The organism is Bradyrhizobium sp. (assembly GCF_017881085.1).
In the GTDB taxonomy this organism is placed as follows: Bacteria; Pseudomonadota; Alphaproteobacteria; order Rhizobiales; family Xanthobacteraceae; genus Bradyrhizobium.
In genome coordinates this window covers 1-10,178 of record NZ_JADGRI010000197.1, presented here as the reverse complement: position 1 = coordinate 10,178, position 10,178 = coordinate 1, and the positions used below count along the sequence as shown (strand labels likewise).

The window sequence follows — 10,178 nt, the reverse complement described above, 5'->3', positions numbered from 1 at the left end:
ATCCTGTCCGACGGCATCGCGCTCGGCCATGTGGTGCTGCACGAACCGCGCGTCGTCATCACCAATTACATCGCCGAAGACCTGCCGAAGGAAATCAAGCGGCTCGACGCGGCGCTGGCAAAACTGCGCGCCGACCTCGACCGCATGCTGGAGCGCGGCGATGTCGCCGATGGCGGCGAGCACCGCGACGTGCTGGAAGCCTACCGGATGTTTGCCAATGACCACGGCTGGTCGCACAAGCTGCACGAGGCGGTCGCCACCGGCCTCACCGCGGAAGCCGCCGTCGAGCGCGTGCAGTCGGACACCCGCGCCCGCATGCTGCGCTCGACCGATCCCTATTTGCGCGACCGCCTGCACGACCTCGAGGATCTCGGCCATCGCCTGATGCGGCAGCTGGTCGGACAGGATCACGCGCCGTCGCGCGAACAGCTACCCGACAATGCCATCCTGATCGCGCGCGCGATGGGACCCGCGGCGCTGCTCGACTACGATCGCAAGCGCCTGCGCGGACTGGTGCTTGAGGAGGGCACCGCCAATTCGCACGTTTCCATCGTAGCGCGCGCGCTCGGCATCCCCGCGGTCGGAGAAATAGCGAACGCACCGGGCATTGCCGATCCCGGCGACGCCATCATCGTCGACGGCACCTCCGGCGAGATTTACATCCGCCCGTCGGCGGAGATCGAATCGGCCTATGCGGAGCGGGTGCGGTTCCGCGCCCGGCGGCAGGCGCAATATTCGGCGCTGCGCGACAAGCCCTGCGTGACCAAGGACGGCCAGCCGATCGAATTGATGATCAATGCCGGCCTCACCATCGATCTGCCGCATATCGACGACACCGGCAGCGCCGGCATCGGCCTGTTCCGCACCGAGCTGCAATTCATGGTGGGCCAGAGCCTGCCGCGCTCGAGCGATCAGCTCGCGCTGTACCGCACGGTGCTGGACGCCGCGGGCCCCAAGCCGGTGACGTTCCGCACCCTGGACATCGGCGGCGACAAGGCGCTGCCCTATATGGAGACCGTGATCGAGGAAAATCCGGCGCTCGGCTGGCGCGCGATCCGGCTCGGGCTCGACCGGCCCGGGCTGTTGCGCGGCCAGATCCGCGCGCTGCTGCGCGCCGGGGGCGGCCGTTCACTGCGCATCATGTTCCCGATGATCACCGAAGTCGCCGAATTCGATGCCGCCAAGGCGATCGTCGAGCGCGAATTGACATATCTGCGCCAGCACGGCCATGCGCTACCGGAGCGCATCGACGTCGGCACCATGGTGGAAGTACCGGCGCTGCTCTATCAGCTCGACGAGCTCCTGAAAAAGGTCGACTTCGTCTCGGTCGGCTCAAACGACCTGTTCCAGTTTCTGTTCGCGGTCGACCGCGGCAATGCCAAGGTCTCCGAGCGGTTTGACACCATGTCGGCGCCGATCCTGCGGGCGTTGCGCGACATCGTGCGCAAGGCCAATGCAGCGAAGAAATCCGCGTCGCTGTGCGGCGAGATGGCGTCAAAGCCGATCGGGGCGCTGGCGCTGATCGCGCTCGGCTACCGCTCGCTGTCGATGTCGGCGACCGGGCATGGCCCGGTCAAGGCGATGATTCTCGACCTCGACGCCAGCAAAGCCGAAGCGATGATGACGCCGCTGCTCGATGCGCCGTCCGGCAGCGTGTCGATCCGGCAGAAGCTGACGGAATTCGCCGAAGCCGAGGGACTGTCGTTGTAGCGAGGCTGACGCCCGCACAATGCCTCTATTTCGCAATTCGAGACGTACCAATGTCAATGCTCCCCGAAGCCAAACTCGATATCCTGCTGGCGCACCATGCCTCGCTCGAGGCGCAGTTGCTGGCCCAGATGAGTTCGGAAAACTACGTGCGGATCACCCGCGAACTGGCCGAGCTCAACCCGCTGATCGGCGCGGTCAAGGCGTACCGCGCCACTGAGAAGGAAATCGCCGAAACCGAGGCGCTGATCGCCGATCCCTCGACCGATTCGGAAATGCGCGCCATGGCCGAGGCCGAGCGCGAAACGCTAGCCACCCGCAGCCTCGAACTGGCACAGCAGATTCGCGTGGCGCTGCTGCCCAAGGATGCCATGGACGATCGCAACGTGGTGCTGGAAATCCGCGCCGGCACCGGCGGCGACGAGGCCTCGCTGTTCGCCGGCGACCTGTTCCGGATGTATGAGCGTTTTGCGGCCCTGCAGGGCTGGAAGGTCGAGGTGATCTCCGCCAGCGAAGGAACCATGGGCGGCTACAAGGAAATCATCGCCGAGGTGAAAGGCCGCGGCGCTTTCGCCAAATTGAAATTCGAATCCGGCGTGCACCGGGTGCAGCGCGTGCCCGACACCGAGACGCAAGGGCGCATTCACACGTCGGCGGCGACGGTTGCCGTGCTGCCGGAGGTCGAGGATGTCGACGTCGACATCAAGCAGGATGACTTGCGGATCGAAACCATGCGCGCGCAGGGCGCCGGCGGCCAGCACGTCAACAAGACCGAATCCGCCATCCGCATCACCCATATTCCGACCGGGATCGTGGTGATGATGCAGGACAGCCGCTCGCAGCATAAGAACCGCGCCTCGGCGATGAACATTTTGCGCTCGCGCATTTATGACGCCGAGCAGCAGCGCATCGACGCGGTGCGGTCGGCGGATCGCCGCGAGAAGGTCGGCTCCGGCGATCGCTCCGAGCGCATCCGCACCTACAATTTCCCGCAAGGTCGCGTCACCGATCACCGCATCAACCTGACGCTCTATAAACTGCCGCAGGTGATGGCGGGGGAAGCCTTGGGCGAACTGGTCGACGCGCTGACCACCGAACACCAGGCCGCGCAGCTTGCCGCCCAGGGCGCGGCGGCGTGAGAAAAAGCCGCGCCGCGGCGTAAGAGAACAACAACGCGTCGTCCCTGCCAAGCAAGGACAACGCCAAGGTTGCTGTGATGCCTCGCAACGACGCCGGGCGACCGCTCCCTCACCGGACAAACTGTCGAAATCGCATGGCCTGTACCGAGGGATTCAGCGCTTCTAGCTTATCCGGAGCAAGGTCTTGTTTTTGGCTCAATCGCAGACGCGAACGTTGCGCACTACACGTTCTCCCCAAGGGGTAATCGTGACGCGCCGTTGAATATAACAGTCGGGCGCGTAGTAAGGACCGGGCGCGACAACAATACCGCCACCATAATATCCATTGTGGCGATGATGATGATGATGATGATGGTGATGGTGATGGTGATGGTGGGGATAGTAGAATTGTGCGAGCTGTAACGAGGGCTTCGGCTGCCGTGCCCTGGCCAGATCGTCTGCAAGGAGAGCCTCCATCGCATTCGGAATCGGCTCCAGCAGGTCCGCATAGGATTGTGGCGAACTGGAAGGGGACGGCGCCGCATGTGCGACGTTCCAGGCTAGCAGCCCGGTCGCGCTGCCATAAGAGGAAGGCTAGATGATTCTTCATTATGGTACTCCATTGAGCTCGATCGTAAGTCGGACGGCTCTGCAATTGTCCCGCATCAGCATTCTACATTGTTCCCCAGACCGGGGGCCAGCGGATTTCCCGGCCGAGTGACGCGCGATCGAATACGGAATCCTTTTCGTCTCTCAATATCTTTCCTTATCTTTCTTTCGAGTCCTGCCCTTTTTGTGGCAGAGAAATGAAGCAAGCGCCGCATGATCGACTCATTCGCCGGACGGACTGTCGAAATGGCGCGCCGCGCGCTGTCGACGCATTTTGGAAACGGATCAATCGAATCCGCCGAACTCGACGCACGAATTCTGGTCGGCGCGGCGCTAGGTCTCGATCTCACAGGTATGATCGCGGCGGCGAACCGGCATCTCACGTCCGAGGAAGCGGCGCGTCTCGAGAATTTCGCGCGCCGCCGGCTTGACGGCGAGCCGGTCGCACGAATCCTCGGAACCCGGGAATTCTGGGGACTGCCGCTAAAACTTTCGGCCGCGACGCTGGTGCCGAGGCCCGACACTGAAACCGTGGTCGAGCTGGCGCTCGAAATGCTGCGCGCGGCGCCACGTCCGCACCAACCGCTGCGCATCGCCGACATCGGTACCGGTTCAGGGGCAATTCTGCTGGCACTGCTGTCCGAATTGCCCGATGCGTTTGGCGTCGGCACCGACATCAGCGAGGATGCGTTACAAACAGCACGCAGCAACGCTGTTGGTCTCAAGCTGGTCGATCGCACCGGCTTCGTCGCCTGCGACTACGCGGCGGCTCTGTCCGGACCGTTCGGCCTGATCGTCTCCAATCCGCCCTATATCCGCTCGGCGGAAATCGCCGGCCTCGCAACCGAGGTCAGCGGCCACGATCCGCACGCTGCGCTGGACGGCGGCATGGACGGACTGGACGCCTATCGCGCCCTTATCCCGCAAGCCGCAAGGTTGCTTGCACCCGCAGGCGTGCTGGTGGTGGAGGTGGGACAGGGCCAAAGCGCGGACATAGAAGGTTTCATGACGGCCTCAGGGTTAACGCTTCCTGTGCCTGCAAAGGCCGATCTGGCCGGCATCCGCCGGGCCGTGGTGGGCCGGCAACTGCCCCCATAAAGCCCGATTGGAAGGCAAAAAACCACTTGGAATATTCCCCGGGAGCGACTACGTTCCGCTCACAACATCGGTCCAGGGTTGGCCCCCGTAGATGCCCCGCAGGGTATTGCGGGTGGAGGCCAGAGTTCTCAAAGCGAGAGCCCGCCCCGAGTGAAAGGTTCCAAAACGCAGGTCTAATCAAGCGCGATGGCTTAATAGAGCTGCGCTGCTTGCGACCGCAAAGCGAACGAAAGCCTGATATTGCGCTTGAAAACTCACGCGAGAAACCTTTGCTTGTTTTGGCAGGCGGAATGACTTGATGCAGCCCGCGGTATTCGCTGGACTGTTGGGGAGCGCGTCTTTGTTGACCGCGACGTACTGTAACTTCTGCGTGGAATTGAATTGCGCTGCGAATCGGTGTGCGTGAGCGTACCGGACGAAGCGACCATGGCGACGACCATCCAGGACGGATAACCGAATAACTTCGAATAACTTCAAGGCTATTAACTCAAGGCTGGTAACTTCAGGGCTGGAATAAAGGCGAGATATGAGAAACGGTCAGAACAACAAGCGGATGCGTAACCGGAATAATAACAGCAACAACAGGAATGATGGCGGCCGGCGCGGCCAGAACCCGATGACCCGCGTATTCGAGTCCAACGGGCCCGACATCAAGATCCGCGGCACCGCATCTCATGTTGCCGAAAAATACGTGCAGCTGGCGCGCGATGCGCGCTCTTCCGGCGATCCGGTCGCGGCCGAAAACTACTATCAGCATGCCGAACATTATTTCCGCCTGATCGCCGCGGCCCAGGAGCAGTTCCGCCAGAACCTGCCGCAGCCGCGCACCGATAATGAAATGGCCTCGGAGGATGGCGACGACGAGGGCGAGAGCTTTTCGCACTTCGGACAGGAGCCCGGTTTCGTGCCGGTGCAGCCGCAGCCGTTCGTGCCGCGCGACAACAATCCGCGCGAGCAGCGCGACGGCCAGCCCTACCAGCCGCGCGAGCAGCAGCATCAGCCGCGCGAACATCGTCCGCAGCCGCAGTTTCAGCCACAGCCGCAGCCCCAGCCCCAACCGGTAATTCCGGACGCCAGCGTCGACCGGCTGCCGTCGTTCATCACCGGACCGCAGCCGCAGATCAGCGGCGGCCCGGCCGGCTTCGAGGGCGGCGAACGCGAACGTTTTCCCCGCCGCCGCCGCAGGCCGCACGGTCCGCGCCCCGACGGCATGGCCGCGCCGGTGGCAACGCCGGGCGACGATTTCAATCCGGGGAACGAGTAACGAGGCTGGCGCTGGGTGGGCAAGGGCGTTCGTGCACCGTGCCCATCAAATCCAGAAACTCAGAATCCAGCGGAGATGGTGGGCACGCTTTTGCTTTGCCCACCCCTGCCAATTACGCGCCGTCATCCCGCTGCAGCGATGACGGCACCAGCACCGGTTCGAGCGCCGGGATCAGCCGCGTGCGTTCGCGGTGCGCGGGGATCGCGCGGTAGACCTGCTTGGTTGCTTCCACGATATGAACGCCGGCGAACGGCAGTGACAGCGCCGCGCCGACCCGCTCCCACGCCATCGCCGAGCGCAGGAACCAGCCGCCGGCCACCGGAGGCATGAACAACGCCTCGCCCCACCCCGTCGGCGTGAACCAGGTCTGCCGCAGCAATTGCGTGATCTGCGAGCGCGAATAGGGCCGGCCGTGGCCGAACGGCGTGTTGTCGGTACGCGTCCACACCCCGCGCCGGTTGGGAATGATTGCCATCATGCGGCCGGACGGCGCCAGCACCCGCCAGACCTCGCGCAGCAAGCCTTCCGGATCGTCGGACATCTCCAGCGCGTGAACCAGGAGGATGCGATCGACGGACGCGTCAGGCAGCGGTAGCGAAAATTCATCGACCAGGGCGGCGAGCGTCGGCCGCGCTGTCGGCCATTTCAGCACGCCCTGCGCCGCCGGCATGAAGGCGATGCAGCGCTCTGAGTCCTCGCGAAACAGGCCGAGATAGGGCGTGGGATAACCGATGCCGAGCACCCGCTGGCCCTGCGCATCCGGCCAGCGCGCATGAATGCCGCGATTGATGAGCCGCCGCGCCACGATGCCGAGGCGCTGCGAATAGAAATCGCGGAGGTCGATGACATCGATGATCATGAAGCTAATGTAACACGACGCCCCGCCGCCGGGGACGCGGAATATTGCATTGCCGTTGGAGCGTTAACGCCATATTTCATGCCTATATGGGCGCTGACCGGCGTCACCGCCTCACCCAATCGACGGAGATATCATGGCTGCCGAGATTCGCCTGTTCCCCTGCCTCACCGACAATTTCGGCTATCTGATTCACGATCCCGATACCAAGGCGACCGCCTCGATCGATGCGCCGGAAGCCGCGCCCATCCTCAAGGCGCTGGAGCGCGAGGGCTGGACCCTGACCGATATCCTCATCACCCATCATCATCACGACCATGTCGGCGGCGTCGCCGAGCTGAAGCAGAAATACGGCTGCCGGGTGGTCGCGCCCCACGACAAATCCACCAAGATCGCCAACGCCGATCTGCGCGTCGGCCAGGGCGATATCGTAAAGGTGGGCGCTCTGTTGGGCCGCGTGCTGGAAACCCCAGGCCATACCCTCGACCACGTCAGCTATGTCTTCGATAACGACAAGGCGCTGTTCGCCGCCGATACGCTGTTCTCGATCGGCTGCGGGCGGGTGTTCGAGGGCGATTACCCGATGATGTGGGGTTCGCTGCTCAAGCTGCGAGCGCTGCCCGACGATTTCAAGCTCTATTGCGGCCACGAATACACCGCGGCCAATATCAAATTCGCGCTGACGATCGAGCCGGACAATGCAGCGCTGAAAGCGCGCGCGGAGGAAGTGACCCGGCTGCGGGCGGCGAACAAGCCGACGATTCCGACCCTGCTTGGCGAGGAAAAAAAGGCAAACGTGTTCCTGCGCGCCGACGAGCCGTCGGTCGCGGCCGGCGTGAGGATGAAGGGCCGCGGCGCCGCCGAGGTATTCGGCGAGTTGCGCGAACGCAAGAACAAATCCTGAGGGGCCAATCCCGATGGCTGAGGTGCTGACCGCCGCCGGCATCATTGCGCGGCTTGCGCTGCAGCCGCACCCGGAAGGCGGGCATTATCGCGAGGCCTTTCGCGATTCCCGCACCGATGCCGATGGACGCGCGCGCTCCACCGCGATCTATTTCCTGCTGGCGCGCGGCGAGCGCTCGCACTGGCATCGCATCGACGCGGTGGAGATCTGGCATTATTACGCTGGAAGCGCGCTTACCCTGCACGTCGCCGATGAGGACGGCCGGCACAGCATCAGGCTCGGTCCCGATCTCGCAGCCGGTGAAGTGCCGCAGGCGGTCGTGCCCGCGCAGGCCTGGCAGGCGGCCGAGTCCACCGGCGACTGGACGCTGGTCGGATGCACGGTGGCGCCTGGATTCGATTTTGCCGCCTTCGAATTAGCCAAGCCCGATTGGTTCCCCGGCGGCTGAAAAACGCATTCGGGAATCGGGTGGGATGAGCGCGCGAACCCGTTAGGTTGAGCTTCACACAGGAAAACTGTCATGCTCAACACAATCGATATCACCGATATAGCGCGCTCCCAGATTATCGAACCGGCAATTCTGTATTTCGGGACACCGGTGGTGCTGATCGGCTCGAGCAACGAGGACGGCTCACCCAATCTCGCGCCGATGTCCTCGGCATGGTGGGTCGGCTGGCGCTGCATGCTTGGATTAGCGAGCAACTCCAAGTCTACCGAAAACATGATTCGCACAGGCGAGTGCGTGCTCAATCTTCCTTCCGCGGAGCTCGTCGACGCCGTCAACAAACTCGCGCGCACCACCGGTTCGGACCCCGTACCTGCCGGCAAGATCAATCGAGGCTACCGACACGAGAAGAACAAGTTTGAGATCAGCGGCCTGACGGCGCTGCGCGGCGAAACCGTCGCCGCCCCTCGCGCCGCAGAATGCCCGGTGCAGATCGAGGCAAAGGTCGCGCAGGTCCACAAGATGGCCCAGGAAGACGAGGTCTGGCGCGGCAATCTCGTGGCGATCGAGGTCAAGATCACCCGCGTGCATGCGCGTCCGGGAATCCTGATGGATGGCCAACCCGACCGCATCGATCCCGACAAATGGCGGCCGCTGATCATGAGTTTCCAGCAGTTTTACGGGCTGACCCCGCACAAGCTGCAACACTCCGAGCTCGGACAAATTCCGGAGAGCGCCTACAGACCGCCGGGCTGGCGGCCGGCGGTTTGACCTGACACGTGACGAGCGCGCTTCAGCGCTTCCGGAACATGTCCCTCGCCGCGATCAGGCCGCCGCCGGCGATCAGCACGGCGGCGATCGCGATATTCGCGCTCGGTCTGGCAAAGCCGGCCAGAATCAGGAACGAGGTCGAGAGCAGCGGCGTCGCGTAGGACGCGGCTCCGAGCACGCGGATGTCGCCGCGCTTCATGCCGACATCCCAGGCATAAAATGCGGCGCCGACCGGGCCGACTCCGAGCGCGGTGATCGACAGCCACTGCGTCATCGTGTCGGGCCATACCGTGTCTTCGACCAGGCCATGCACGGCTGCGGCCAGCAGCGCGGTCGCCGCGCAAAAGCCCGCCACCGCATCGGTCGGTACAGCCTTGAGCTTGCGCGACATCACCGAATAGGCAGCCCATACGAAGGCTGCGATGAATGCCGCAATCAGTCCGGGCATCTGGCCGGGCGCGAAGTCGCCGAGACTGTTGCCGGCAAACAGCAGCACCGTGCCGGCCAGACCAAGCAGCGCACCGACGACATGGTGCGGCGCCAACCGCTCGCCCGGCAATAGCGACGAGAACAGCACGATCAACAGCGGCCAGAGATAATTGAGCAATCCCGCTTCGGCTGGCGGCGCGAAGCGCAGCGCGAGAAAATACAGGGCGTGATAGCCGAACAGACCGCCGACGCCGACGATCCACGCCAGCGGCGGCTGCCGCAAGGCGCGAAGCGCATCGGGCCGCCCGATCCAGGTCAGGCACCCCACCAGCGCGCCGATCGCAAAGGTCATCGCCGCGAGCTGAAAGGCGGGAATTTTTCCGGTCGCCACCGTCAGCGCCGCCAGCAGCGACCACATCAGGATCGCGGTCAGTCCGATCAGCGTGGCGGTGCGGGAGGTCATTGATCCGTCATTGCGAGCCAACGGGTCGGCGCGACGCGCCGCCCGATGACAGGCTCCGCGAAGCAATCCATCTATCGGATATCACGAAACTGGATTTCTTCGTCGCTTGCGCTCCCTTGCGCAAAAGCTTCGCGTTTGTCGCAGGCAATGACGGAATGAACAATCACACCATATACTGCCCGCCATTGATCGTCAGCGTAGAGCCGGTGATGGCGCCGGCTTCGTCGGCGGCGAGGAATACCACGGCGCGCGCGATTTCGTCGGGCTCGCCAAGGCGACCGACCGGAATCAGCGGCAGGATGCTCTTTTCCAGCACCTCCTTCGGCACCGCCTGCACCATCTCGGTGTTGATATAGCCCGGGCAGATCGCGTTCACGGTGATGCCGCCCTTGGCATTCTCCAGGGCGAGCGCCTTGGTGAAGCCGATGTCGCCGGCCTTGGCCGCCGAATAATTGACCTGGCCGAACTGGCCCTTCTGGCCGTTGATCGAGGAGATGTTGATGACGCGGCCGAA

The 10,178-nt window shown here is 63.7% G+C and carries 11 protein-coding genes; 7 read left to right on the top strand and 4 right to left on the bottom strand.

Annotated features, from left to right (window positions below; all coding sequences use genetic code 11):
- Both ptsP and prfA read left to right on the top strand, forming a co-directional pair.
- Positions 1–1,710 (top strand): phosphoenolpyruvate--protein phosphotransferase (gene ptsP, locus QZ213_RS18120; protein ID WP_291687471.1); only part of this gene is annotated, 1,710 nt, incomplete at its 5' end.
- A gap of 50 nt (positions 1,711–1,760) precedes the next feature.
- Complete coding sequence (gene prfA / locus QZ213_RS18115) at positions 1,761–2,846, top strand: peptide chain release factor 1 (RefSeq protein WP_291687470.1); 1,086 nt, start codon at positions 1,761–1,763, stop codon at positions 2,844–2,846.
- Positions 2,847–3,067: 221 nt separating this feature from the next.
- Here prfA and QZ213_RS18110 read toward each other — a convergent pair whose 3' ends face one another.
- Complete coding sequence (locus QZ213_RS18110) at positions 3,068–3,289, bottom strand: hypothetical protein (RefSeq protein ID WP_291687469.1); 222 nt, start codon at positions 3,287–3,289, stop codon at positions 3,068–3,070.
- A 358-nt stretch (positions 3,290–3,647) separates the two neighbouring features.
- Between QZ213_RS18110 and prmC the strand changes: the two genes are divergently transcribed.
- Both prmC and QZ213_RS18100 read left to right on the top strand, forming a co-directional pair.
- Positions 3,648–4,532, top strand: coding sequence for a peptide chain release factor N(5)-glutamine methyltransferase (gene prmC / locus QZ213_RS18105; RefSeq protein WP_291687468.1), 885 nt, complete (start codon positions 3,648–3,650; stop codon positions 4,530–4,532).
- Positions 4,533–5,058: 526 nt separating this feature from the next.
- Positions 5,059–5,796: a DUF4167 domain-containing protein gene (locus tag QZ213_RS18100; protein ID WP_291687467.1), complete on the top strand. Its 738-nt coding sequence runs from the start codon at positions 5,059–5,061 to the stop codon at positions 5,794–5,796.
- A gap of 112 nt (positions 5,797–5,908) precedes the next feature.
- Here the strand turns inward: QZ213_RS18100 and QZ213_RS18095 are convergent, their stop codons facing one another.
- Entirely contained in the window at positions 5,909–6,655 is a 747-nt protein-coding gene (locus tag QZ213_RS18095) for a methyltransferase domain-containing protein (protein WP_291687466.1), read from the bottom strand.
- A gap of 133 nt (positions 6,656–6,788) precedes the next feature.
- On the opposite strand from QZ213_RS18095, the gene gloB reads away from it, so the two are divergent.
- The 3 genes from gloB (at position 6,789) to QZ213_RS18080 (ending at position 8,772) form a co-directional block, all read left to right on the top strand.
- Complete coding sequence (gloB, locus tag QZ213_RS18090) at positions 6,789–7,556, top strand: hydroxyacylglutathione hydrolase (protein WP_291687465.1); 768 nt, start codon at positions 6,789–6,791, stop codon at positions 7,554–7,556.
- A 13-nt stretch (positions 7,557–7,569) separates the two neighbouring features.
- Positions 7,570–8,004 (top strand): cupin domain-containing protein, encoded by a 435-nt coding sequence (locus QZ213_RS18085; RefSeq protein WP_291687464.1) that lies wholly within the window; start codon positions 7,570–7,572, stop codon positions 8,002–8,004.
- A gap of 72 nt (positions 8,005–8,076) precedes the next feature.
- Positions 8,077–8,772, top strand: a complete 696-nt coding sequence (locus QZ213_RS18080) for a flavin reductase family protein (protein WP_291687463.1) — start codon at positions 8,077–8,079, stop codon at positions 8,770–8,772.
- A gap of 22 nt (positions 8,773–8,794) precedes the next feature.
- On the opposite strand, the gene QZ213_RS18075 is transcribed toward QZ213_RS18080, so the two are convergent.
- Positions 8,795–9,664, bottom strand: coding sequence for an EamA family transporter (locus QZ213_RS18075; protein ID WP_291687462.1), 870 nt, complete (start codon positions 9,662–9,664; stop codon positions 8,795–8,797).
- 163 nt (positions 9,665–9,827) lie between these two features.
- The coding region (locus QZ213_RS18070) for an SDR family oxidoreductase (RefSeq protein ID WP_291687461.1) at positions 9,828–10,178 on the bottom strand (351 nt) is incomplete at its 5' end.